The following is a 22,267-nucleotide window of genomic DNA, read 5'->3' on the forward strand; positions in this document are numbered from 1 at the left end:
CGCTGCCGGATTAATCGAACATATTAACCGATCCAGCCCTGCTGAAAACCTGCAGGGCCGGGATTCAGTGTTAAGGATTGTGCAACAAACAGCGGCGCCGGTTATTGCCCGGGATCAGCGCCGCGGCGACTTACTGCTGGTTTTCCTGCTCGGTGAACAGGTCGGCAAACAGCATGCTCGACAGGTAGCGCTCGCCCGAGTCCGGCAGGATCACGACGATGGTCTTGCCCTGCATTTCCGGTTTTTCCGCCAGGCGCACCGCTGCGGCCATGGCCGCCCCGGAGGAAATCCCGCAGAGGATGCCCTCCTCCTGCATCAGGCGCAGGGCCATGGCCTTGGACTCCTCGTCGCTGACCAGCTCGACCTGGTCGACCATCGACAGGTCAAGGTTCTTCGGCACGAAACCGGCGCCAATGCCCTGGATCTTGTGCGGGCTGGGCTTGATCTCTTCACCGGCACGGGCCTGGGTGATCACCGGCGAGCCGAGCGGCTCGACCGCCACCGACAGAATGGCCTTGCCCTGGGTCTGCTTGATGTAGCGCGACACCCCGGTAATGGTGCCGCCGGTGCCGACGCCCGCCACCAGCACATCGACCGCGCCATCGGTGTCGTTCCAGATCTCCGGGCCGGTGGTCTTTTCATGGATCGCCGGGTTGGCCGGGTTCTCGAACTGGCCGGGCAAAAAGTACGCCGACGGGTCGCTGGCGACAATTTCGCTGGCCTTTTCGATCGCGCCTTTCATGCCCTTGGCAGGCTCGGTGAGCACAAGCTCGGCGCCCAGGGCCTTGAGCACCTTGCGCCGTTCGATGCTCATCGACGCCGGCATGGTCAGCAGCAACTTGTAGCCACGGGCGGCAGCGACAAAGGCCAGGCCGATGCCGGTGTTGCCCGAGGTCGGCTCGACGATGGTCATGCCCGGCTTGAGTTTGCCGCTGCTTTCGGCGTCCCAGATCATGTTCGCGCCGATCCGGCACTTGACCGAATAACCGGGGTTGCGCCCCTCGATCTTGGCCAGCACGGTGACGCCGCGGGGGGCGATGCGGTTGATCTGCACCAGCGGCGTATTGCCGATGGAATGCGCGTTGTCAGCAAAGATACGGCTCATGGCGGGGGTCCTTTTATGCACCGGGCGGAAAACTTCAAGGGTAAGCCTGCAGCGCCAGTGCGTCCACAACCGGCGAACCCCTGAGGCTGACAGGGGTCAACCGATCACTACCTTGCCGGGAACCGCCGCCGATGAAACGCCGCTATCGCTGGCCCTTGTGGGGGCTGCTGGGTATCACATTGTTACTATTGGCCTTGCACCTGACCCTGCCGCTGCTGGTGCGCAACTACCTCAACGACAAGCTGGCCGACATGGGCGACTACCGCGGCCAGGTCACCGATGTCGACCTGGCGTTGTGGCGCGGCGCCTACAAGATCAACGGCCTGAACATCGTCAAGACCAGTGGCAAGGTGCCGGTGCCCCTGCTTGAAGCGCCATTGATCGACCTCTCGGTCAGCTGGCATTCGCTGTGGCACGACCAGGCGGTGGTCGCCGAGGTGACCTTCCTCAAGCCGCAGCTGAACTTCGTCGACGGCGCCAGCAAGCAGAGTTCACAGACCGGCCAGGGCACCGACTGGCGCCAACAGCTGGAAAAACTGCTGCCGATCACCCTCAACGAAGTGCGCATCGAAGACGGCACCTTGAGTTTTCGCAACTTCAACTCCAGGCCGCCGGTCAACCTCAAGGCCACCCAACTCGATGCCAGCATCCGCAACCTGACCAACGTCGAGGACCGCAAGGGCCGCCGCGATGCCACGTTCGACGCCAAGGCCCGGCTGCTGGGCGATGCCAGTGTCGAAAGCAGCGCCACCTTCGACCCGTTCAGCGACTTCGACGACTTCAAGTTCCGCCTGCGCGCCACCGGCATCGAGCTGCGCCGGCTCAATGACTTCGCCAGCGCCTATGGCAAGTTCGACTTCAATGCCGGCCACGGCGACCTGGTGATCGAGGCGCAAGCGCAAAACGGCCGGCTCACCGGCTACATCAAACCGCTGCTGCGTGATGTCGATGTGTTCAACTGGCAGCAGGACGTTCAGAACCAGGACAAGGGCTTTTTCCGCTCGATCTGGGAAGCACTGGTCGGCGGCAGCGAAACCGTGCTGAAGAACCAGGGCAAGAACCAGTTCGCCACCCGCGTGGAACTCAGCGGCAGCGTGCATAAAAGCGATATCAGTGCCTTCGAGGCGTTTTTGCAGATATTGCGCAACGGCTTTGTCAAGGCCTTCAACGCCCGTTATGAGCAAACGCCGCCCAAGGCTGACTGAGTCACCGAGTGACGGTCCATTCAGAGACTGAATGGGCCGTCTGCGTTCCCACTCGCCCGGAGCCCGCGTTATAGTCGTGCATGACAATTTTTCCGCCAGGGGCCAAGTACCCCCGGCGCTACGTTAGAGGATCGGTTCATGAAGTTCGAAGGCACCAGCGCTTATGTCGCTACAGACGACCTGAAACTGGCGGTCAACGCGGCGATCACCCTGGAGCGACCGCTGCTGGTCAAGGGCGAGCCGGGCACCGGCAAGACCATGCTCGCCGAACAGCTGGCCGAATCCTTTGGCGCCAAGCTGATCACCTGGCACATCAAGTCGACCACCAAGGCCCACCAGGGCCTCTACGAGTACGACGCGGTCAGCCGCCTGCGTGACTCGCAACTGGGCGTCGACAAGGTCCACGACGTGCGCAACTACCTGAAGAAAGGCAAGCTCTGGGAGGCCTTCGAGTCCGAAGAGCGGGTCATTCTGCTGATCGACGAAATCGACAAGGCCGACATCGAGTTCCCCAACGACCTGTTGCAGGAACTCGACAAAATGGAGTTCTACGTTTACGAGACCGACGAGACGATCAAGGCCAAGCAGCGCCCGATCATCATCATTACCTCGAACAACGAAAAGGAACTGCCCGACGCCTTCTTGCGCCGCTGCTTCTTCCACTACATTGCCTTCCCTGACCGCAGCACCCTGCAGCAGATCGTCGATGTGCACTACCCGAACATCAAGAAGGACCTGGTCAGCGAAGCGCTGGACGTGTTCTTCGACGTGCGCAAAGTGCCGGGCCTGAAGAAAAAACCGTCGACCTCCGAGCTGGTCGACTGGCTCAAGCTGCTGATGGCCGACAACATCGGCGAAGCGGTGCTGCGCGAACGTGATCCGACCAAGGCCATCCCGCCGCTGGCCGGGGCCCTGGTCAAGAACGAACAGGACGTGCAGTTGCTCGAACGCCTGGCCTTCATGAGCCGTCGCGGTAACCGCTGAGCCGGGAGCAATAGCCATGCTGCTCAATCTGTTCAATGAAATGCGCGCGGCCAAGGTGCCGGTGTCGGTGCGCGAGCTGCTTGATTTGCTCAATGCCCTCAAGCAGCGCGTGACCTTTGCCGACATGGACGAGTTCTACTACTTGTCGCGGGCCATCCTGGTCAAGGACGAGCGTCATTTCGACAAGTTCGACCGGGCGTTCTCGGCCTATTTCAAGGGCCTTGAGAACCTCAACCAGCACCTGGAAGCCTTGATTCCCGAAGACTGGCTGCGCAAGGAGTTCGAACGCTCGCTGAGCGACGAGGAACGCGCGCAGATCCAGTCCCTGGGCGGCCTCGACAAGCTCATCGAAGAGTTCAAGAAGCGCCTCGAAGAGCAAAAGGAACGCCATGCCGGCGGCAACAAATGGATCGGCACCGGCGGCACCAGCCCGTTCGGCTCGGGCGGTTTCAACCCCGAGGGCATCCGCGTCGGCGATGCCGGCAAGCGCCAGGGCAAGGCGGTCAAGGTCTGGGACCAGCGCGAGTACAAGAACCTCGACGACCAGGTCGAACTGGGCACGCGCAACATCAAGCTGGCCCTGCGCCGGCTGCGCAAGTTCGCCCGCCAGGGCGCGGCCGAAGAGCTGGACATCGACGGCACCATCGACCACACCGCCCGCGATGCCGGCCTGCTCAACATCCAGATGCGCCCGGAGCGGCGCAACAGCGTCAAGTTGCTGCTGCTGTTCGACATCGGCGGCTCAATGGACGCCCACGTGAAGATCTGCGAAGAACTGTTCTCGGCCTGCAAGACCGAGTTCAAGCACCTGGAGTACTACTACTTCCACAACTTCGTCTACGAGTCGGTGTGGAAGAACAACCTGCGCCGTACCTCCGAGCGCACCTCGACCCTGGATTTGCTGCACAAGTACGGCGCCGACTACAAGGTGGTGTTCGTCGGTGACGCGGCCATGGCGCCCTACGAGATCACCCAGCCCGGTGGCAGCGTCGAGCACTGGAACGAGGAAGCCGGCTACGTGTGGATGCAGCGCTTCATGGAGAAGTACAAGAAGCTCATCTGGATCAACCCCTACCCGAAGGACACCTGGGGCTACACCGCCTCGACCAACATCGTGCGCGAGCTGGTCGAAGACCGGATGTTCCCGCTGACTTTGCGCGGGCTGGAAGAAGGCATGCGGTTTTTGTCCAAGTAGAGCATCGCGGGTCAAGCCCGCTCCTACCCCCTGTAGGAGCGGGCTTGACCCGCGATGAGGCCCGCTCAGCCAACAAACCTTTCAAGAAACGCCCGCTGCTCAAGCCACGCCATCTCCTGCACCACCGGCCGAAAGCGCACCACCCTCCCCGGCAGCATCTGCGCCATCCTCGCCAGGGCCAACGGCGTCAACGCGCCCAAGCGTGGATAACCACCAATGGTCTGACGATCATTGAGCAGCACGATCGGCTGGCCATCCGGCGGCACCTGCACCGCGCCCAACGCAATCCCCTCGGAAATCATCGCCGGCCCCTGGTAGTGCAACACCGGCCCGAGCAAGCGCATGCCCATGCGATCAGCGCGGCTGTCGAGGGTCCAGTCGCGGTTGAACGCTTCAAACAGGCTTGTGCCGCTAAAATCGCCGATCTGCGCGCCGAGCAACAGATCAAGCGGCAACCTGTCGGTAAAGTCCGGCCATAACGCTTCCGGCACTTCTTTGAGCGCCGCTGCCACACCGGCGTATTCCAGCGCTTGCCCCTTGGCCAGCGGCGAGCCCAAACCATCCAGCCCGCCGAGCGCTTCACGTACCACGCTGGCACAACTGCCCAGTACCTGCGGCGCCTTGAAGCCGCCCGGCGCGGCGATGTAGGCACGGGCGCCATGCAGCGGCGCATTCAGGCGCAAGCGCTGGCCCTTGCCCATGCTGAAGCTGCGCCAGGGCTTGAGCGGCTGGCCATCGAGGCGTGCGTCGAGGTCGGCGCCGGCCAGGGCCAGGCAACAGTCCTGCTCGGCAATCAGGCTGAAACCACCGAGGGTGACCTCGACCACCGCGGCCTCGGGCGCGTTGCCCAGCAGCCAGTTGGCCCAGCGCATCGACACCCAGTCCAGCGCCCCGCCCTGGGTCACGCCCAGGTGGCGCACACCAAAGCGCCCGGCATCCTGCAGCAGGCACAGCGGCGTGCTGGCCTCGATCGACAAGCGGCTCATGCCTGTGCCTCCAGCGGGGTATCGTCGCCGCCCAGGTTGATGAAGGTGGCGCGCTCAACCGCCACGAAGCGCACCCGGTCACCCGGCTGCAACAGGCTGTAGCCCTCGCGTTGACGGTCAAAAAGCTTGCTCGGGGTGCGCCCGATCAGGTTCCAGCCGCCGGGAGAAACCGCTGGATAAGCGGCGGTCTGGCGCTCGGCAATGCCCACGCTGCCGGCCGCCACGCGTTTGCGCGGGGTGGCCAGGCGCGGCGCGGCCAGGGCTTGTTCGACCAGGCCCATGAAGGCGAAGCCGGGGGCAAAGCCCAGGGCGAACACCTGGTACTCACGCTCGCTGTGGCGGCGAATGATGTCGGCCACCGATGTGTTGCAACGCTCGGCCAGCAGTTGCAGCTCCGGGCCGACACTTGGGTCATACCACACCGGAATCTCGTGCTGGCGGCCTGCGCTGCCAGGGTCCGGCTGCAAGTCGGTGAGCGCTTGCCGAATACAGGCCTGGGCCTCGGCCGGCGACAACTGGAGCAGGTCGAACTGCACCATCAGCGTGGTATAGGACGGCACCAGGTCGACCAGGCGCCCGGCAAAGGCGCTGCGCAGGCGCTGGCTGGCGGCAAGCAGCCAGGGCATGTTGCCTTCATCGATCTGGTCGAACAGGCGCACCATCAGGCTATCGATGGCCACTACTTCAATACGGTAGTTCATGGCACCGCCTGGGCATCGAGGGCCTGGCGAATCTGCCGCACGGCGGCGATCGAGCTGTCGTTGTCGCCATGCACGCACAGGGTATCGGCCTGCAGCAGCAACGCGCTGCCATCGCTGGCGCTCAGCGCCTCGCCGCGGGCCAGGCGCAGGGCCTGCTCGACAATCATCGCCGGATCATGGTGCACCGCCCCCGGCAAGCGCCGCGACAGCAAGTGGCCGCCGGCGTCGTAGGCGCGGTCGGCAAAGGCTTCGAACCACAGGGTTACACCGTACTCATCGCCCAAGGCCTGGGCCGCGCTGTTGTCGGCGGTGGCCATCAGCATCAGCGGCAACTGCCGGTCATAGGCGGCCACGGCTTCGAGGACGGCACGCAGCTTGAGCGGCTCGGCCATCATGTCGTTGTACAGCGCGCCGTGGGGTTTGACGTAGGCAACCCGGGTACCCTGGGTACGGCAAATGCCGTCCAGGGCGCCGATCTGGTAATGCAGCAGGTCGCGAATCTCTTCGGCGCTACAGGCCATGGAGCGGCGGCCGAAGCCGGCCAGGTCCGGGTAGGCCGGATGGGCGCCGATGCGCACCTGGCTGGCCACGGCCAGGGCCACGGTCTTGCGCATGATCCCGGGGTCGCCGGCATGAAAACCGCAGGCAATGTTGGCGCAATCAACATAAGGCATGACCTGGGCATCCAGGCCCATGGTCCAGCTGCCAAAACTTTCACCCATATCGCAATTCAATAACAGGCGGCTCACGTGTGACACTCCTTCAGGCTCGGCCTTAATGGGCTTCTAATTGTTTGCCGCGGGTTTCCGGCAGGCTCAAGGCTGCCAGAATTACCACTCCGTAGGACACTGCGGCAAATCCGCCGATGCCCAGGCCCAGGGGAATCTTCTGGCTCAGCAAGCCGATCAGCAGCGGGAAGAACGCCGCCAGCGCGCGGCCGATGTTGTAGCAAAAGCCCTGGCCCGAGCCGCGGATGCGGGTGGGGAAGAGTTCGGTGAGAAACGCGCCCATGCCGCTGAAGATCCCCGAGGCGAAGAAGCCCAGGGGGAAGCCCAGCCAGAGCATGACGCCGTCGCTGACCGGCATCTGGGTGTAGAGCAGGACAATGATGAACGAACCGACGGCGAAGAGGATGAAGTTCTTTTTCCGGCCCAGCAGGTCGGTGAGGTAGGCGCTGATCACATAGCCGATGTAGGAGCCGAAGATCACCATCGCCAGGTAGCCGCCGGTACCCAGTACGCTCAAGCCGCGCTCGTTCTTGAGGAAGGTCGGCAGCCACGAGGTGATGGCGTAGTAGCCGCCCAGGGCGCCGGTGGTCAGCAGCGAGGCGCGGATCGTGGTGAAGAGCATGCCCGGGGCGAAGATTTCATAAAAATGCGACGGCGCTGCGGTCTTTTCCGCGGCCTTGGCCTGCTGGTAGATCTCCGGGTCCTTGACCAGGCGGCGAACGAAAATCACGAACACCGCTGGCACAATGCCCAGCAAAAACAGTGCGCGCCAGGCATCTTCCGGCGGCAACAGCGAAAACAGCACGGCATACAGGATCGCCGTCAGGCCCCAGCCGATGGCCCAGCCAGACTGCACCATGCCCACTGCCTTGCCACGGTCCTGGGCGCGGATCACTTCGCCGATCAGCACGGCGCCGGCGGTCCATTCGCCACCAAAGCCGAAGCCCATCAGGGTGCGGGCGATCAACAACTGTTCGTAGTTCTGGGCAAAGCCGCAAAGAAAGGTGAAGAAGGCGAACCACAGCACCGTCAATTGCAGGGTGCGCACGCGGCCGATGCGGTCGGAAAGGATACCGGCGATCCAGCCGCCCAAGGCCGAGGCGATCAGGGTGCTGGTGTGAATCAACCCGGCTTCGGCGGTGCTGATGCCCCACAGGGCGATCAGGGTGGGGATGACGAAGCTGAGCATCTGCGTGTCCATGCCATCGAGGCCGTAGCCGATCTTGCAGCTCCAGAAGGTCCGGCGTTCCTGCTTGTTGATGTTGCGGTACCAGTCGAATGGCCCCGCCACTGACCTGGCTTTGACCTGTTGCTGCACGCCCGATGGGTTCATGGTTGCCTCAGCTTGTTGGTATTGTTTTAACGACGACAACATGTGTCGCGGCTTGAGGATCATTTTTCGACGCCCGCAGGTTGTCGTCCAACGAGAAAAACCAGCTGTCTGGCATAAGAAAAACTTGATCAGTGAGCGCGCCATGAACCTCAAATTCCTCGAAACCTTCGTCTGGGTCGCCCGCCTCAAGAGTTTTCGCCTGACCGCCGAAAAACTCTTCACCACCCAGGCCTCGATCTCCAGCCGCATCGCCGCGCTTGAGGCCGATCTCGGGGTCAGGTTGCTGCTGCGCGACTCACGCGGCGTGAGCCTGACCCCGGAAGGCAGCAAGGTGCTCGAGTACGCCGAACAGATGCTCGACACCGCCAAGGCCCTCAAGCAATCGCTGGACAGCGACCGGGCCAAGGTCGGGCGCATTCGCATCGGCGTGATGGACACGGTAATCCACACCTGGATGAGCCCGCTGGTGGCGGAGTTGATGGAGCGCTACCCGCAGGTGGAAATCGAGTTGATCGCCGATACGGCGCTTAACTTGCGCGAACAACTGCAAAAAGGCTTTCTCGATGTAATCCTGCAAACCGACCTGTTGCGCCAGGAAAGCATCCGCAGCCTGGACCTGGCGCGCTACCCCATGGGCTGGATCGTCGCCAGCCAGTCAATCTACAACCGCGACTACGCCTCGCTGGCGGACCTGGCCCGCGAGCGCATCGTGACCTTTTCGAAAAATTCCCGCCCGCACCAGGAAGTGCTCAGCCTGCTGCAGGCCGAAGGGGTCGGCGCGCCACGGCTGAACTGCGTGAACTCGGTGGCGGCGATCACCCGGCTGTTGCGTGATGGTTTTGGTATTGGCGCCCTGCCACCGGCGCTGGTCAGCGAGGAACTGGCCCGTGGCGAGCTGATCCTGCTGCCGCTGGCCCGGCAGCCACCGAGCCTGGAGCTGGTGGTGGCCTGGCAGACCGGCGTCGAGCTGGTCGACGAGGTGGTGCAACTGTGCCGCAACGTGCTGGAGCGCTACGCCCGCGATGCCGGGCCGCAGCGCATCGTGCTGGTTTAGCGCCAGCTCTCCTGCACCGCCTTGCGCCGCCCGCCGAGGGCCACCCAGCCGAGCAACAGCAGCAGGCTTTCGACCACCAGCGCCAGCAGCAGCGCGCAGCTCAGGCCCCAGGCCAGGGCCTCGGGGTTAAGCAGAATCTGGTAGCGGTAAGCGTTGAGGGTTTCTTCGCGCAGTTGCGGGTTGGCGGTAACCAGCACATGCCAGGTTTTCGCCAGCCACGGGCCCTGCACGATCTGCCATTCCTGCTCGAACTGGCGATTGCGGATCAACAGGCTCTCGATGCTGTTGGCATCGCTGGTGAACACCGGGTCGTCGCTGCTGCGGTAATGGCGCACCAAGGCCTGCAGGTCGCCGTTGAAGAAGCGCTTGGCGGTGTCTTCAAAACCCTTAAGGCCTTCGCGCGATTCAAGCAGGTGCGCCTCGACCCGCTGGCTGTAATCGACGATATAGCCCGGCACCTGCAGCCCGACCAGCAAACCGCAGGTAAACAACAGCAAGCGCAGGTAACTTCTGAACATGGGGCTGATCCTTAGCTGGCCTGGCCTTCGGCGATGCATTCGCCACGGCGCCACAGGGCCCACTGGCCAGGTGCGTAGCGGTGCCAGGTTTCGTTCTCGGTGAGGGCCTCGGTGGCGATCACCGTGACCACATCGTTAGGGGTGGTTTCGGCCTGGAAGTCGACGATCATGTCGACGTCCTTCAGCCGTGCCGGGCCAAACGGCGCTCGGCGGGTGATGTGCACCAGCTTGGTCGAACAGAAGCAGAACAGCCAGTCGCCATCGCTGAACAGGCAGTTGAACACGCCCTTGCCACGGTATTCGGCGCAGGCCTCGACCAGCACCGGCAGCAATTGCTCGACCTCGACCGGTTCGGGGAAGGCTTCGCGCACGCGGTTGAGCAGGTCGCAAAACGCCGCTTCGCTGTCGGTGTCGCCAACCGGCCGATAGAAGGTCGCCTGGCCCTTGAACTCGCCGAGCTGGCCGTTGTGCGCAAAGCACCAGTTGCGCCCCCACAGCTCGCGCACGAACGGATGGGTATTGGACAGGCAGACCTTGCCGACGTTGGCCTGGCGAATGTGGCCGATCACCACCTCGCTCTTGATCGGGTAGCGTTGCACCAGGTTGGCGACTTCCGACTCGCAGCTCGCCGCCGGGTCCTGGAACAGGCGCAGGCCACGGCCTTCGTAGAAGGCGATGCCCCAGCCGTCACGGTGCGGGCCGGTGCGCCCGCCGCGCTGCATCAGCCCGGTGAAGCTGAAAACGATGTCGGTCGGCACATTGGCGCTCATGCCCAGTAATTCACACATGCTTGGCTGCTCCGGGCAAAGGCTACAGGCGCGGCTCGACCCGCGTGCCACTGCCGCCCAGCGGCGCTGCAGGTGGCGGGTTACGGTAGCGGTCGCTGCGCTCGGCGGCGAACGGCTCATCGCTCACAGGCTCGTCCGCTTCACGTTGCGCGGCGGCTTGCGCCTGCTCGCGGCGGGCCCTGGCACGGCGCTCGAGCGGCCAGCGGATGAGCACGAACAGCGCAAACAGGGCAAAGGCAATCATGCCGTACATGGCCAGGTCGGCTGCGGCGCGCAGGGCGTTGTTGCCGACCTTGAACAGGGTGTCGAGGGCGGCAATGGCGATGGCCGGGGCGAACTTTTCTTTCACCGGGTCGACAATGGTCGGGGTCAGCAGCAGCACCGCCATCAGCACCCGCAGCGGTTCGCGCAACCAGCGCCACATCCATGAGGTCAGGCGAAAGCCCACCAGCAGGCATCCCAAGGCGGCAAGGGCGTAGAGGCCCCAGGCGAGCAGATAGTCGTTCTCGGTCATGGTGTCCGTGGCAAGCTAGGCAAATAGACGCTTATGATAAACACTTTTCCGCGCGCAGGCGCCCCCCAGCCAAGAGAACCCCGCATGTCCGCAGACGCCACCGCTCCCCGTGCCCCGATTGCCCGCAAGGCCGAAGGTGCCGATCCCTATGCCTGGCTGCAGCAGCGCGACACCCCCGAGGTGCTGGCGTACCTGAACGCCGAGAACGCCTATCAAGAGGCGCAGCTGGCCGCTCAGGCGCCGCTGCGCGAGCAACTGTTCGAAGAGATCAAGGCGCGCATCCTCGAAACCGACCTGTCGCTGCCTTCGCCCTGGGGCCCGTACCTGTACTACACGCGCACCACCGCCGGTGACGAATACGCCCGCCACTACCGCTGCCCGCGCCCGGCCGACGATTCCAACACGGTCGATGAAAGCCGCGAAGAGCTGCTGCTCGACCCCAATGAACTGGCCCAGGGCGGCTTTCTGTCCCTCGGTGCCTTCAGCATCAGCCCCGACCACCAGCGCCTGGCCTACAGCCTGGACACCACGGGCGACGAAATCTACACCCTGTACGTCAAGGAACTGGCCAGCGGCGCCATCGAGCAACTGCCGTTCGAGGACTGCGACGGCAGCATGACCTGGGCCAACGACAACCAGACGCTGTTCTTCGCCGAGCTGGACGACACCCATCGCCCGCACAAGCTGTTGCGCCATCGCCTGGGCAGCGGCAGCGTTGCACCAGTATATGAAGAAACCGACGGTCGTTTCTTTCTGCACTGCTACCGCGCCAGCTCCGAGCGCCAGCTGATCCTGCTGCTCAACAGCAAGACCACCAGCGAAGCCTGGGTGCTCGACGCCGAACATCCCGAGCAGGCCTTCACCTGCCTGGCGCCGCGGGTCGAGGGCCACGAGTACTACCCTGACCACGGCCAGCTCGAAGGCCAGTGGCGCTGGTTCATCCGCAGCAACCAGGACGGCATCAACTTCGCCCTGTACCAGGCCCAAGCCGATAGCGTGCCGAGCCGCGAGCAATGGCAACTGCTGGTGGCCCACCGCGACACGGTGATGCTCGAAGGCCTGACCCTCAACGCCAGCGCCCTGACCCTGAGCCTGCGCGAAGGCGGCCTGCCAATCATCGAGGTGCGCCCACAAGGCCTGCCGGCCTACCGCGTCGAGCTGCCAGACGCTGCCTACAGCTTGTACGTGCAGGACAGCCTGGAGTTCGTCAGCCCGCGCATCCGCCTGCGTTACCAGTCGCTCAACCGCCCGGCCCAGGTACGCCAACTGGAGCTGGCCAGCGGCGCCCAGCAAGTGCTCAAGCAAACCCCGGTGCTCGGCCCGTTCGACCCGGATGCCTACGTCAGCCAGCGCCTGTGGGCCACTGCCGCCGACGGCACCCAGGTACCGATCAGCCTGGTGCAGCGCCGCGCCGACGTCGGCAAGCCGGTGCCGCTGTACCTGTACGGTTATGGCGCCTATGGCGAAAGCCTCGACCCGTGGTTCTCCCACGCCCGCCTGAGCCTGCTCGAACGCGGCGTGGCCTTTGCCATCGCCCACGTGCGTGGTGGCGGCGAGCTGGGTGAAGCCTGGTACCGCGCCGGCAAGCAGGAGCACAAGCACAACACCTTCGGCGACTTCATTGCCTGCGCCGAACACCTGATCGCCCAGGGCGTTACCTGCGCCGGGCAACTGGCGATCAGCGGCGGCAGCGCCGGTGGCCTGCTGATCGGCGCAGTACTCAACCAGCGCCCGGAGCTGTTCAAGGCGGCGATTGCCGAAGTGCCGTTCGTCGACGTGCTCAATACCATGCTCGACCCGGAACTGCCGCTGACCGTCACCGAATACGACGAGTGGGGCAACCCCGAAGAACCCGAGGTGTACGAGCGGATCAAGGCCTACGCACCCTATGAAAACGTCCGCGCCCAGGCCTACCCTGCCCTGCTGGTGATCGCCGGTTACAACGACAGCCGCGTGCAGTACTGGGAAGCGGCCAAGTGGGTGGCGCGGCTGCGGGTGACCAAGACCGACGACAACCTGCTGCTGCTCAAGACCGAAATGGGCGCCGGCCACGGCGGCATGAGCGGGCGCTACCAGGGGCTGCGCGATGTGGCGCTGGAGTATGCGTTCGTATTTAACGTGCTGGGCGTGGTGTAAATCGGAAAATTTGTTGTCTGAGTCACCGCCCGCCCCTGTAGGAGCGGGCTTGACCCGCGATTATCAGACACCACAAAACTAAAAGAACGACGCAAATGCCTGAACCCACCCACCTCAACAACGAAATCCGCGACATGCTCATGGACTGCGGCCTGTTCGACCAGTTGCTGCCTGTCGACTTCCAGGCCGCCGCCGGCTATTTCAGCATCAGCAGCATGAGCGAAGGTGAAGAAATTTTCCGCGAAGGCGGTGCCGGCACCTTCATGTGCATCATCCACCACGGCGTGGTGTCGGTACGCAAGACCGACGCCGAGCAGCGCCAGGTCGAAATCGCCACCCTGCGCAAGGGCCGTGCCTTCGGCGAAATGGCCGTGCTCGACGGTGAACGGCGCTCGGCCAGTTGCATTGCCGCCAGCGACTGCCAACTGCTCAACCTGGGCAAGGACTCGCTGGAAAAGATGCTCAACGACGCCCCGAAGATCGCCGCCAAGATCATCCGCGCCCTGGCCGTGGCCTTGTCGCGGCGCCTGCGCATGCAGGACGGCCAGCGTCTGGCGCAGCAGGTCTAGTCGCCCTTGCCCTTGTTGTTGTCCGGATTCAGGCCGGGCAACGGCTGGTCCTTGGGTGGAGCGGGCAGCGGCATCGGCGGCAGCAATGGCGAGCCCGGTCGCGCATCACCGGCCCGCGGCGGCGTACTTGGCGTCACCTGCGGATAGGGTGTTGGCGTGGCGGTGCCCGGCGCCCCCGGCACCGGCGTGGCCAGCCGCGGTTGCAACTCGGCGGCCACGGTGCTTTGCAGGCTGGCACAGATCAGTACGGCAATGATCGCGTAACGCATGCGCAGGCTCCTTGAGGGTCCTGGCTACAGGCTACTCCCACCGCGCACGGTTTGCCTGTCCGAATTGCCCGCCATCGGGCTAAACTTCAAGGCATAACCGTAACAAGCCCGAGAAAAGGTAATCCCATGAGTTCGTCATCCTCTGCCGCCGCCACCGCACGGCTAGACCGCATCCTCGCCGACGCCAAGCGCGACAAGGAAATGGGCTACCGTGACAAGGCCCTGCGCATGTACCCGCACGTGTGTGGCCGCTGCGCCCGCGAGTTCGCCGGCAAGCGCCTGAGCGAGCTGACCGTGCACCACCGTGACCACAACCACGACAACAACCCCCAGGACGGTTCCAACTGGGAGCTGCTGTGCCTGTACTGCCACGACAACGAGCACTCGCGCTATACCGACCAGCAGTACTTCAGCGAAGGCTCGACCAGCAGCCCGAGCATCGCCAAGGCCACCCACAATCCGTTTGCGGCCCTGGCCGGGATGCTGAAGAAGGACTGAAGCGCCCACAGTCGCCGGCAAGCCCGTATAATCGCGTCTTTTTTGCGAAGGGCCCCGGCACGTGGCGAACAAACGGTACAGCTGCATTGGTCTGTTCAACCCCAAGTCAGCAGAGAACGTCGGTTCGGTGATGCGCGCCGCGGGTTGCTACGGCGTCAACTCGGTGTTCTACACCGGCAAGCGCTATGAGCGCGCCCGCGACTTCGTCACCGACACCAAGCGGGTGCACTACGACATTCCGCTGATCGGTATCGACGACCTGCAGAAGATTATCCCCCTGGGCTGCACGCCGGTGGCGGTAGAGCTGGTCGACGGCGCCCGGGCGCTGCCCGAGTACACCCACCCGGACCGCGCGATCTATATCTTCGGCCCCGAAGACGGCTCCCTCGACCCGAGCGTGCGGGCCTGGTGTGAAGAGACCATCTACATCCCGACCAACGGTTGCATGAACCTTGCCGCCACCGTCAACGTGGTGCTCTATGACCGCCTGGCCAAGGGCCTGAACACCCGCTCCGGGCCGAAATTCAAGTAAGCCGACTGAACAGCCCGCCCCGCCCGGCGGTCTGCTGTAGACCATCGTCCCTACTGGAGAATGACCATGACCGAGAAACAGACGCTTATCCCGGCCAATTCAGCGCATATGGCCAGCGATCAGAATGTCCACGGCTGGGAGCGCGCAGGTTCGGTTGCCACCGGGGTGATCATGGTCGGCAAGGGCCTGCGCCGTGGCGGCCTGTTCGGCTTGATTCAGGTGGCCATCGGCGGGGTTGCCCTGGCCCGTGGCATCACCGGCCACAGCTCGGTGAAAAGCCTGATCGAACGCGGCCGCAGCGACCTGGACAACATCCGCAGCAAGATCGAACGCAGCGGCGCCGAGCTGCAAGCGCTCAAGGCCAACGCCGAAGCCGCTACCCGTGGCACCACGGTGACCGGCAACGACGCGCTCAATGACCCCAAGCCTTAACGCAGCAGCTTGCTCTGCAGCACCTCGGACGACTTGCCCAGCACGCTTTCGCTGAGCTGGATGAACTCGGCGGTGCTGACGCTGTTCAGGCGCATCATCGCCCGGGTGACATCGTCCAGTGAGCGCTGGTTGTGGGTGTGCAGGCGGATTTCCTGGTCAAGTGCGCGCAACAGCAGCACGCCACGGGCGATCACCGCGCTGTCGACCTGCTCGCCGCGCAAGCTGCTGACCTTCTTGCCACTGCGTTCAAGGCTCGCCTGCAGGGCCTGGTAACGCTCGTCGGTCATGCCGCCAGCGCGGCGCAGCAGTTCGCTGGCGTAGTACTCGGCCAGGCTTTCGCTGATCCAGTCGCTGGCCTCGCGATCATTGATTTGCGCAAACACATGCACCAGCTCGCGCAGCACCGGGCTTGAGCCGTTCTCAGCGACCAACGGACGGCTGCTGTGCAGGTAGATGGAGTTGTGCCCGGCGCGAGCGCCGCGCCACAGTTCATCGCGGGCCCCCACCAGCAACAGCTTGGGCGGGTTGCGCGGGAACACTGCCTGCAGCTGTGGCCAGACGAAGGTCAGCAGGGTCAGGTTGTCCAGCCGGCGCATGCCCTGGCCTTGGGGTGCGGCGACACTGACTTCGGTTTCGCCCAGGCGCGCGCGGCGGGTGCCGACGGTGCCGGCGAGCATCCAGCCGGTCGGGCGGTCGAACAGGCGCGAAACGTTGTCGATGCGAAAACGCTGCTTGCCGATGCGCGGCCACGGCGTCTCGACGCTTTTCCAGCCCTTGGGCAGCTCGAAGCTCAGGCGTGCCACCAGTTCGGTGCCGTCGTGCTGGTCCAGGCGTGCCGGCGGCACCAGGTCATCGCCGCGAAACAGCGCCCAGTCCGGGGTCATGCGGGTTTCATAAGCGCCGCCCCTGAGCCGCTGGCTCAGGCGTACCTTGTAGGTGAGCTGGCTTTTGCCCGGTGCCGGTTGCCAGTGGCCACGCTGATCGTCGCCCTGCAGCTGCCACTGGCCGTCGGCCTTGAACTCGCTGTAGGCGCCGTCCTTGCCCAGGTCGAAGTCCAGGCTGCGCACGCTGGCGCCATCGGCCAGGGTCAGGCGCACTTCGGCCTGCTCGCTTTGTGGCAGCAAGCGCACGTGGTAATCCAGATCGACTTTTTTCGCCCAGGCCGGCGAACTGGCCAGCAGGCCCAGCACCAGCCACCCATGGCAACGCACACGCATACAGAAACTCCTTGTTCCGCCAAACGCGCTGTCCGACAACCCTCTGCGAGGCTCAGCCGGCGCGGAAAATCAGATAGTCTTCCCAGTCGTCTTCATCGACGCTGTCTTCGCTGAGCATGCGCCCGGATTGTGAAATCCGTTGCTTGTGCACCTGCTCGCGGTCGCCACACACCAGGTGATGCCAGTCGGGCAGATCCTTGCCCTCGCTGACCAGGCGATAACCGCAGGTGGTCGGCAGCCATTTGAACTGGTCGGCCTTGCCCGGCGTGAGCTGGATGCAGTCGGGTACGATCTGCATCCGCTGCGGGTAATCGCTGCACTGGCAGGTCTTGAGGTCCAGCAACTTGCAGGCGATACGCGTGTAATAGACGCTGTTGTCGTCTTCATCTTCAAGCTTTTGCAGGCAGCACAGGCCACAGCCGTCACACAGCGACTCCCACTCTTGCGGGTCGAGTTGCTCGAGGGTTTTACGCATCCAGAATGGATTGGCGTTGGCAGTCATGTCGCGGGTGTCCTGTTTCAATTCGTATGCGGCGGCGCGGCGGCGCCAGTCTAGGGCCTGTCACCGGCCATTGCCAGACCGCTTGTCAGCGCTCATATGACACAGTAGTTTGACCAGCGGTCACCTACCCAACTTCAGGAACTATTGATGAGTGCAAATCCTCGCGTTGCCGATCATGCCATCAACGAACAGTTCATCCAGCGCTGGTCGCCGCGCGCCTTCACCGCCGAGCCGATCGACCAGGCCACCCTGCTGAGCTTCCTTGAAGCCGCACGCTGGGCACCTTCGGCCTACAACTCGCAGCCCTGGCGCTTCCTCTATGCCCGCCGCGATACGCCGAACTGGGAACGCTTCCTTGGCTTGCTCAACGAGTTCAACCGCAGCTGGGCCCAGCACGCCTCGGCGCTGGTGATCATCATTTCCAAAACCAGCTTCACCGCGCCGGGCGCCAGCGAAGAAACCCCGGCCCTGTGGCACACCTTCGACACCGGCTCGGCCTGGGGACACCTGGCGCTGCAAGCGAGCCTGAGCGGCTGGCACACCCATGGCATGGCCGGTTTCGACCAGGAACTGACCCGCAAGGAGCTGAAGATCCCCGAAGGCTACGCCCTGCACGCGGCAGTGGCGATCGGCAAGCTGGGCGACAAGTCGACCCTGGCCGAAGGCTTGCAGGCGCGGGAAGTGCCGAGCTCGCGGCGGCCGTTGAGCGAGTTGGCGGCTGAGGGTGATTTCAGCCTTTGATGGGTTTCGCGGGTCAAGTCGAGACGTTTAATAGCCGCGCTGAAAGTCCACTTCCCCGCGCAGCCCTTGACCCGCCTGATACGCCCGCAAGTTCTCGACAAACAAGCGCACCATCGCCGAAGGCGATGTCGGTGCCGAGCTGTGCCCGGTCAGCAGCAAGCCCCAGGCGGTCCAGAACGGATGGCGCTGGGGCAGCGGCTCCTGCCGACAGACATCGATCACCGCACCGGCCAGATGGCCTTTCTTCAAAGCCTCGACGAGGTCGCCATCGACCACCGCCACACCGCGCCCGGCATTGATGAACAGCGCCTCGGGGTTGAAGCGCTGAAACAACGCGGCGTCGTACAGGTCATGGGTTGCCGGGGTATCGGGCAGCAGGTTGATGACATAATCGACCTCGCCGACCAGACGGCCCAGGTCGTCAAGGCCGGCCACTTCGATAAACGGCGCCTGCTCACGCGGCTGGCTGGCGATGCCGTACAACTGCACGCCAAACGGAACCAGAAACTGCGCCACCTGCTGGCCGATATCACCGGTGCCGACGATCAGCGCCCGGCGCCCTTGCAGGCTGCGTCCGGGGCGGTCATCCCACTTGCGCTCGACCTGGCTGACCAGGCGCGCCAGTACCTCGCGCTCGTGGCCGAGCATGTAGGTGAGCACATACTCGGCCATGACCTGGCCAAAGATGCCCACCGCCCGGGTCAGGCGGTAGTCGCGCTGCAGGCCGTCAGCCAGCAGCGGCGTGATGCCGGCCCAGGTCGACTGCAGCCACTGCGGCTGGTGGCCCTGGCGCAGCAAGGTCGCCAGCAGGTCCGGCTGGCCCAGCCACACCGGGCTGGCGGCGGCCATCCGCGCAAGCTCGGCCGAATCGCCACTGTTCAGGACCTCCAGGTCCGGTGCCATCTCGCGCAACAGCCGAGCGTAGAGGGCATGATCCTGTTCAGCGATCAAAACACGCATGTTCATTGCAACCTTGGGTAACGGCGCAAGCCGCCAGGGGCTGGCGGCGCGACAAAGAAGGGGATCAGACCGGGTCGTTGCGACGCAGCAGCTCTTCTGGCAGGTGCTCGATGTACTCGTCCTCGGCCGGTGGCATTTGCAGGTGGTAACCCTGCTGTTCGAGGTTTTCCAGGACCTTGGCAATATCTTCGCGGGCCAGCTGGCGCTCCGGGCTCAGGACCAGGTCGAAGGCATGCACGGGCTTTCCAAAGAACGGCAGCAGGCCTTCGGGCACGCGCTCCAGGCCGTCGGCCTTGAGCACGTACAGGTACATTTCGTTCTTGCGCGGGCTCTTGTAGATCGAGCAGATACGTTTCATGGTTGGTCTCCGGCGCCCGCCAGGCAATCAAGCAGCGCCTGCCCCATGCGCTCACGGCGCCAGCCGCGCAGCGACTCGGGGAGTTGATAGGGTCCGTTGGGGTAGCCGCTCTTGAGCAGCAGTTCCAGGGTTTTCTTGCGCAGCATCAGCTCGGGGGCGATGTTCAGGCGCTCGGCCTCGGCCTGGCCGATGGCGCGCAGTTGCTTGAGCAGCGCCGAGGCTTCGATCGGCAGCGGCTCGGGCACCGCCGGCGGCCATTGCTCCGGCGGCAGGCTGGCGGCCTGCTTGATCAGGCCGAGCAAAAACTCGCCATCCTGACGAATGGTGCGCGGGTGCATGTCTTCGATCTTGGCCAGCGCCGACAGCGAGTCGGGCTGGGTGCGGGCCATCGGCCACAAGGCGTTTTCACGCACGATGCGGTTGCGCGGCAGGTCGCGCGCACGGGCCTCGCGCTCGCGCCAGGCGCACAGCTCGCGCAGTACCGCCAGTTGCGCACGCGACAGCTTCCAGGCCAGCTTGGCTTCGCGGTATAGCTCAAGGGGATCGGTTTCGCGGCGCAGCTGGGCAACCAGTTCGGCGCCGTCTTCAAGCACCCAGGCGTTCTTGTCATCCGACAATTGCGGGCGCAGGCGCTCGTACAGTTCGGCCAGGTGCACGGCGTCTTCGGCGGCGTAGCTGACCTGGGTGTCCGACAGCGGGCGTTGCAGCCAGTCGGAGCGGGTTTCACCCTTGGGCAGGTCAATGCCCAGCACTTCCTGGACCAGGCGCGAATAGCCCATGGAGAAACCCAGGTTGAGGTAACCGGCGGCCAGCTGGGTGTCGAACAACGGCGCCGGCAGGCTGCCGGTCAGGCGCGACAGCACTTCGAGGTCTTCGCTGCAGGCATGCAGGACCTTGATCACCTGCGCATCTTCGAGCAGGCCGGCCAGTGGCTGCCAGTCGCCGATGCGCAGTGGATCGATCAGGTAGGCCCGTGCCCCGTCGCCGACCTGGATCAAACCGGCTTTCGGATAAAAGGTATCGACCCGCATGAACTCGGTGTCGAGTGCCACGAAGGGCAGCGTGCGCCACTGCTGGCAATGCTCTGCCAGGCTGCGGTCATCGCAAATCCAGTGAATATCAATGGCCACAAGGCTCTCCCACAAACAATGGCGCGCAGTATATACGGCGCAGGCCATCGTCGGGAAACCACTCGACCGCTATCCCTGCCGCCGCTACCGCGCCTGTGATCAGTGCCGGGCCAACATCGGCCGGCAACTGGCGAACAGGTCCAGCTGCGGCTTGTACAGGGCGGTGTGCACCTGCAGCAGGCCGAGCATGGAATGGAACAGATTGTCCTGGCTCAGCGGTTGATTACGGGCCTTCTGCAGGCAGTCGCTGTCGACGCCGAATCTGGCCTTGTAACTGTCGGAGAACCACGCCAGCAGCGGCACGTGTTTTTGCTGCTCCGGCGCCAGCATGTACGGCGTGCCATGCAGGTACAGGTTGTACTCACCGAGCGATTCGCCGTGGTCGGAGAGGTACAGCATGGCGGTGTCGACCTTGTCCTGCTTGCTGCGCAAGAGGTCGATCAGCGAAGCGAGGACATGGTCGGTGTACACCAGGGTGTTGTCATAGGCGTTGACGATGCTCTCCTGGCTGCACTGGTTGAGGGCGTTGCTGCGGCACACCGGAGTGAAGCGCTCGTACGCTTTGGGGTAACGCTTGTAGTAGTCCGGCCCGTGGCTGCCCATCTGGTGCAGGATCAGCACGGTGTCCTGTTGCAGGTTGTCGATGAAGCTGTCCAGGCCCTTGAGCAGGATCTCGTCGCGGCACTCGTCATCGGCGCACAGCGCCGGGTCCTTGAGGTTGCTGACATCCTCGAACACCACCCGGTCGCAAGTGCCCTTGCAGCCAGACTGGTTATCACGCCAGCGCACCGCCAGCCCTGCCCGCTGCAGCACATCGAGCAGGCCTTCCTGGTTTTTTGCGGTGCTGGCGTCGTAATCCTTGCGGGTGAAGCCGGAGAACATGCACGGCACCGACACGGCGGTTTCGGTGCCGCAGGAGTGCACGTCGGTGAAGGCGATCAGGCCCTTTTCCTGGCTCAGTTGCGGTGTGGTGTCACGGCCATAGCCGAGCACCCCGAAGTTCGGCGCCCGCGCGCTCTCGCCGACCACCAGCACAGTCAGCGACTTGCGCGTACGTTGCTGCCAGGCGACGTCGAGCCTGGCGTCCTCGCCGATGGCGCGAAACGGCTTGGCGGCGCTGCCAACGCGCTCGCCGACATAGCCCAGGGAGGCGCCGACAAAATTGCTCGGCACCAGCAGCAGGCGGATTTCATGGTGATTGCGAAACAGCGAAGCCAGGCCCTGGTAGTTGATCAGCGCGACGGCGCCCAGCACCACAACACAGGCGACACTGGCGAGTAACTTGCCGAACAATTCACGGACCCAGTTACGGTATAAAACCGGCGTCTTGTACAACAACAAAGAAGGCAAGACACCTAAAAACGTTATATATAAAAAAAGTTTAATCGAGAGCAGGTCACGCACTTCCGTGGCATTCGTCTCCATGGCATTGCGCAGCATGCCGACATCGATCATTACCCCGTACTGGCTCATGAAGTACGCCACTGCGGCACTGACCATGAACAAGGTAATCAGCAGCGGTTTGAGCAGCGGCCTGAAGGCCAGCAGGGTCAATACCAGGTTGAACGCACAGAGGATCATCACCCCAAAGGCCGCGCGCAGCAGCAGGCCGTGGGCATCGGTGGCAAGCACCGAGGCCAGGTGTTGCCACAATAACGAGTTGAAGCCGATCAACAGGTACAGGCTGGCAATCAACGTGACCCATTCGGCCCGCAGGGGTTTGACCTTGAACATGATGGTTCGCTTATTTAAACGTCGGGAACAGTGCCGTTGCGGCACTACCTGGAAACAGCCCGAACTTTAAGTAGCCAG

The 22,267-nt window shown here is 63.9% G+C and carries 25 protein-coding genes; 10 read left to right on the forward strand and 15 right to left on the reverse strand.

The features are described 5' to 3' along the window. Positions 1-130 precede the first annotated feature (130 nt). The gene (gene cysK, locus BLR26_RS23425) at positions 131-1,105 is read right to left on the reverse strand and encodes a cysteine synthase A (protein ID WP_045193464.1); all 975 of its coding nucleotides are present in this window, start codon (positions 1,103-1,105) and stop codon (positions 131-133) included. A 131-nt stretch (positions 1,106-1,236) separates the two neighbouring features. Between cysK and BLR26_RS23430 the strand changes: the two genes are divergently transcribed. The 3 genes from BLR26_RS23430 (at position 1,237) to BLR26_RS23440 (ending at position 4,489) form a co-directional block, all read left to right on the forward strand. Then, a complete protein-coding gene (locus BLR26_RS23430; RefSeq protein WP_093386173.1) occupies positions 1,237-2,310 on the forward strand; it encodes a DUF748 domain-containing protein in 1,074 nt (357 codons plus the stop codon). 138 nt (positions 2,311-2,448) lie between these two features. Next, entirely contained in the window at positions 2,449-3,294 is an 846-nt protein-coding gene (locus tag BLR26_RS23435; protein WP_093386178.1) for an AAA family ATPase, read from the forward strand. A 16-nt stretch (positions 3,295-3,310) separates the two neighbouring features. Continuing rightward, positions 3,311-4,489, forward strand: coding sequence for a vWA domain-containing protein (locus BLR26_RS23440; RefSeq protein WP_045193466.1), 1,179 nt, complete (start codon positions 3,311-3,313; stop codon positions 4,487-4,489). A 65-nt stretch (positions 4,490-4,554) separates the two neighbouring features. On the opposite strand, the gene BLR26_RS23445 is transcribed toward BLR26_RS23440, so the two are convergent. From BLR26_RS23445 to BLR26_RS23460, 4 genes are read right to left on the reverse strand one after another with little or no spacing between them, the layout of a single operon-like run. Beyond that, a complete protein-coding gene (locus tag BLR26_RS23445; protein ID WP_093386183.1) occupies positions 4,555-5,475 on the reverse strand; it encodes a 5-oxoprolinase subunit C family protein in 921 nt (306 codons plus the stop codon). Next, positions 5,472-6,176 (reverse strand): 5-oxoprolinase subunit PxpB, encoded by a 705-nt coding sequence (pxpB, locus tag BLR26_RS23450; RefSeq protein WP_093386187.1) that lies wholly within the window; start codon positions 6,174-6,176, stop codon positions 5,472-5,474. Before pxpB ends, BLR26_RS23445 begins: the two co-directional genes overlap by 4 nt. Next, entirely contained in the window at positions 6,173-6,925 is a 753-nt protein-coding gene (locus tag BLR26_RS23455) for a 5-oxoprolinase subunit PxpA (protein ID WP_093386191.1), read from the reverse strand. Before BLR26_RS23455 ends, pxpB begins: the two co-directional genes overlap by 4 nt. 25 nt (positions 6,926-6,950) lie before the next feature. Further along, positions 6,951-8,237, reverse strand: coding sequence for an MFS transporter (locus BLR26_RS23460; RefSeq protein ID WP_045193471.1), 1,287 nt, complete (start codon positions 8,235-8,237; stop codon positions 6,951-6,953). Positions 8,238-8,379: 142 nt separating this feature from the next. Here BLR26_RS23460 and BLR26_RS23465 point away from each other — a divergent pair, with 142 nt between their 5' ends. Beyond that, complete coding sequence (locus tag BLR26_RS23465) at positions 8,380-9,291, forward strand: LysR family transcriptional regulator (protein WP_045193472.1); 912 nt, start codon at positions 8,380-8,382, stop codon at positions 9,289-9,291. On the opposite strand, the gene BLR26_RS23470 is transcribed toward BLR26_RS23465, so the two are convergent. From BLR26_RS23470 to BLR26_RS23480, 3 genes are read right to left on the reverse strand one after another with little or no spacing between them, the layout of a single operon-like run. After that, a complete protein-coding gene (locus BLR26_RS23470) occupies positions 9,288-9,809 on the reverse strand; it encodes a DUF2937 family protein (protein WP_093386196.1) in 522 nt (173 codons plus the stop codon). The genes BLR26_RS23465 and BLR26_RS23470 overlap by 4 nt on opposite strands. Before the next feature lie 11 nt (positions 9,810-9,820). Continuing rightward, positions 9,821-10,597 (reverse strand): class II glutamine amidotransferase, encoded by a 777-nt coding sequence (locus BLR26_RS23475; protein ID WP_045193474.1) that lies wholly within the window; start codon positions 10,595-10,597, stop codon positions 9,821-9,823. Between the two features lie 22 nt (positions 10,598-10,619). Then, positions 10,620-11,111: an MFS transporter gene (locus BLR26_RS23480; RefSeq protein ID WP_093386201.1), complete on the reverse strand. Its 492-nt coding sequence runs from the start codon at positions 11,109-11,111 to the stop codon at positions 10,620-10,622. 84 nt (positions 11,112-11,195) lie between these two features. On the opposite strand from BLR26_RS23480, the gene BLR26_RS23485 reads away from it, so the two are divergent. Beyond that, complete coding sequence (locus tag BLR26_RS23485) at positions 11,196-13,247, forward strand: S9 family peptidase (RefSeq protein ID WP_093386205.1); 2,052 nt, start codon at positions 11,196-11,198, stop codon at positions 13,245-13,247. Positions 13,248-13,342: 95 nt separating this feature from the next. After that, positions 13,343-13,816, forward strand: a complete 474-nt coding sequence (locus tag BLR26_RS23490; RefSeq protein ID WP_093386209.1) for a cyclic nucleotide-binding domain-containing protein — start codon at positions 13,343-13,345, stop codon at positions 13,814-13,816. Here the strand turns inward: BLR26_RS23490 and BLR26_RS23495 are convergent. Beyond that, positions 13,813-14,085 carry a hypothetical protein gene (locus BLR26_RS23495; RefSeq protein ID WP_093386214.1) on the reverse strand — a complete coding sequence of 91 codons (273 nt, stop codon included), beginning with the start codon at positions 14,083-14,085 and terminating at the stop codon, positions 13,813-13,815. The two genes, BLR26_RS23490 and BLR26_RS23495, sit on opposite strands and share 4 nt — an antisense overlap. A gap of 126 nt (positions 14,086-14,211) precedes the next feature. Here BLR26_RS23495 and BLR26_RS23500 point away from each other — a divergent pair, with 126 nt between their 5' ends. The 3 genes from BLR26_RS23500 (at position 14,212) to BLR26_RS23510 (ending at position 15,547) form a co-directional block, all read left to right on the forward strand. Then, the gene (locus tag BLR26_RS23500) at positions 14,212-14,583 is read left to right on the forward strand and encodes a YajD family HNH nuclease (RefSeq protein WP_038996595.1); all 372 of its coding nucleotides are present in this window, start codon (positions 14,212-14,214) and stop codon (positions 14,581-14,583) included. Between the two features lie 61 nt (positions 14,584-14,644). After that, positions 14,645-15,115, forward strand: coding sequence for an RNA methyltransferase (locus BLR26_RS23505; protein ID WP_093386219.1), 471 nt, complete (start codon positions 14,645-14,647; stop codon positions 15,113-15,115). Between the two features lie 66 nt (positions 15,116-15,181). Further along, on the forward strand, positions 15,182-15,547 hold the full coding sequence (locus tag BLR26_RS23510; protein WP_093386224.1) for a YgaP family membrane protein: 366 nt from the start codon (positions 15,182-15,184) through the stop codon (positions 15,545-15,547). Here BLR26_RS23510 and BLR26_RS23515 read toward each other — a convergent pair. Together BLR26_RS23515 and BLR26_RS23520 are read right to left on the reverse strand one after the other, a co-directional pair. Next, positions 15,544-16,758, reverse strand: a complete 1,215-nt coding sequence (locus BLR26_RS23515) for a hypothetical protein (protein ID WP_093387661.1) — start codon at positions 16,756-16,758, stop codon at positions 15,544-15,546. The two genes, BLR26_RS23510 and BLR26_RS23515, sit on opposite strands and share 4 nt — an antisense overlap. A 58-nt stretch (positions 16,759-16,816) precedes the next feature. Beyond that, positions 16,817-17,266 (reverse strand): YcgN family cysteine cluster protein, encoded by a 450-nt coding sequence (locus tag BLR26_RS23520; protein ID WP_045193480.1) that lies wholly within the window; start codon positions 17,264-17,266, stop codon positions 16,817-16,819. 147 nt (positions 17,267-17,413) lie between these two features. Here BLR26_RS23520 and BLR26_RS23525 point away from each other — a divergent pair, with 147 nt between their 5' ends. Further along, positions 17,414-18,007 carry a nitroreductase family protein gene (locus BLR26_RS23525; protein WP_093386230.1) on the forward strand — a complete coding sequence of 198 codons (594 nt, stop codon included), beginning with the start codon at positions 17,414-17,416 and terminating at the stop codon, positions 18,005-18,007. A gap of 27 nt (positions 18,008-18,034) precedes the next feature. On the opposite strand, the gene BLR26_RS23530 is transcribed toward BLR26_RS23525, so the two are convergent. The 4 genes from BLR26_RS23530 to BLR26_RS23545 all read right to left on the reverse strand — a co-directional run bounded on the left by BLR26_RS23530 (position 18,035) and on the right by BLR26_RS23545 (position 22,189). Then, a complete protein-coding gene (locus tag BLR26_RS23530) occupies positions 18,035-18,967 on the reverse strand; it encodes a D-2-hydroxyacid dehydrogenase (protein WP_045193705.1) in 933 nt (310 codons plus the stop codon). A 64-nt stretch (positions 18,968-19,031) separates the two neighbouring features. Beyond that, positions 19,032-19,325, reverse strand: coding sequence for a YcgL domain-containing protein (locus BLR26_RS23535; RefSeq protein WP_045193483.1), 294 nt, complete (start codon positions 19,323-19,325; stop codon positions 19,032-19,034). Continuing rightward, positions 19,322-20,455 (reverse strand): ribonuclease D, encoded by a 1,134-nt coding sequence (rnd, locus tag BLR26_RS23540; RefSeq protein ID WP_093386236.1) that lies wholly within the window; start codon positions 20,453-20,455, stop codon positions 19,322-19,324. The genes BLR26_RS23535 and rnd overlap by 4 nt, the downstream gene beginning before the upstream one ends. A 99-nt stretch (positions 20,456-20,554) precedes the next feature. After that, positions 20,555-22,189, reverse strand: a complete 1,635-nt coding sequence (locus BLR26_RS23545; protein WP_093386241.1) for a phosphoethanolamine transferase — start codon at positions 22,187-22,189, stop codon at positions 20,555-20,557. Positions 22,190-22,267: the final 78 nt, after the last annotated feature.

The sequence above is a fragment of the Pseudomonas sp. UC 17F4 genome (assembly GCF_900101695.1).
GTDB lineage: Bacteria > Pseudomonadota > Gammaproteobacteria > Pseudomonadales > Pseudomonadaceae > Aquipseudomonas.

What these genes read in the sequence shown, in the direction of transcription:
- cysK (WP_045193464.1), bottom strand. Translation starts at nt 1,105, where the DNA reads ATGAGCCGTATCTTTGCTGACAACGCGCATTCCATCGGCAATACGCCG.
- BLR26_RS23430 (WP_093386173.1), top strand. Translation starts at nt 1,237, where the DNA reads ATGAAACGCCGCTATCGCTGGCCCTTGTGGGGGCTGCTGGGTATCACA.
- BLR26_RS23435 (WP_093386178.1), top strand. Translation starts at nt 2,449, where the DNA reads ATGAAGTTCGAAGGCACCAGCGCTTATGTCGCTACAGACGACCTGAAA.
- BLR26_RS23440 (WP_045193466.1), top strand. Translation starts at nt 3,311, where the DNA reads ATGCTGCTCAATCTGTTCAATGAAATGCGCGCGGCCAAGGTGCCGGTG.
- BLR26_RS23445 (WP_093386183.1), bottom strand. Translation starts at nt 5,475, where the DNA reads ATGAGCCGCTTGTCGATCGAGGCCAGCACGCCGCTGTGCCTGCTGCAG.
- pxpB (WP_093386187.1), bottom strand. Translation starts at nt 6,176, where the DNA reads ATGAACTACCGTATTGAAGTAGTGGCCATCGATAGCCTGATGGTGCGC.
- BLR26_RS23460 (WP_045193471.1), bottom strand. Translation starts at nt 8,237, where the DNA reads ATGAACCCATCGGGCGTGCAGCAACAGGTCAAAGCCAGGTCAGTGGCG.
- BLR26_RS23465 (WP_045193472.1), top strand. Translation starts at nt 8,380, where the DNA reads ATGAACCTCAAATTCCTCGAAACCTTCGTCTGGGTCGCCCGCCTCAAG.
- BLR26_RS23470 (WP_093386196.1), bottom strand. Translation starts at nt 9,809, where the DNA reads ATGTTCAGAAGTTACCTGCGCTTGCTGTTGTTTACCTGCGGTTTGCTG.
- BLR26_RS23475 (WP_045193474.1), bottom strand. Translation starts at nt 10,597, where the DNA reads ATGTGTGAATTACTGGGCATGAGCGCCAATGTGCCGACCGACATCGTT.
- BLR26_RS23480 (WP_093386201.1), bottom strand. Translation starts at nt 11,111, where the DNA reads ATGACCGAGAACGACTATCTGCTCGCCTGGGGCCTCTACGCCCTTGCC.
- BLR26_RS23485 (WP_093386205.1), top strand. Translation starts at nt 11,196, where the DNA reads ATGTCCGCAGACGCCACCGCTCCCCGTGCCCCGATTGCCCGCAAGGCC.
- BLR26_RS23490 (WP_093386209.1), top strand. Translation starts at nt 13,343, where the DNA reads ATGCCTGAACCCACCCACCTCAACAACGAAATCCGCGACATGCTCATG.
- BLR26_RS23495 (WP_093386214.1), bottom strand. Translation starts at nt 14,085, where the DNA reads ATGCGTTACGCGATCATTGCCGTACTGATCTGTGCCAGCCTGCAAAGC.
- BLR26_RS23500 (WP_038996595.1), top strand. Translation starts at nt 14,212, where the DNA reads ATGAGTTCGTCATCCTCTGCCGCCGCCACCGCACGGCTAGACCGCATC.
- BLR26_RS23510 (WP_093386224.1), top strand. Translation starts at nt 15,182, where the DNA reads ATGACCGAGAAACAGACGCTTATCCCGGCCAATTCAGCGCATATGGCC.
- BLR26_RS23520 (WP_045193480.1), bottom strand. Translation starts at nt 17,266, where the DNA reads ATGACTGCCAACGCCAATCCATTCTGGATGCGTAAAACCCTCGAGCAA.
- BLR26_RS23525 (WP_093386230.1), top strand. Translation starts at nt 17,414, where the DNA reads ATGAGTGCAAATCCTCGCGTTGCCGATCATGCCATCAACGAACAGTTC.
- BLR26_RS23530 (WP_045193705.1), bottom strand. Translation starts at nt 18,967, where the DNA reads ATGCGTGTTTTGATCGCTGAACAGGATCATGCCCTCTACGCTCGGCTG.
- BLR26_RS23535 (WP_045193483.1), bottom strand. Translation starts at nt 19,325, where the DNA reads ATGAAACGTATCTGCTCGATCTACAAGAGCCCGCGCAAGAACGAAATG.
- BLR26_RS23545 (WP_093386241.1), bottom strand. Translation starts at nt 22,189, where the DNA reads ATGTTCAAGGTCAAACCCCTGCGGGCCGAATGGGTCACGTTGATTGCC.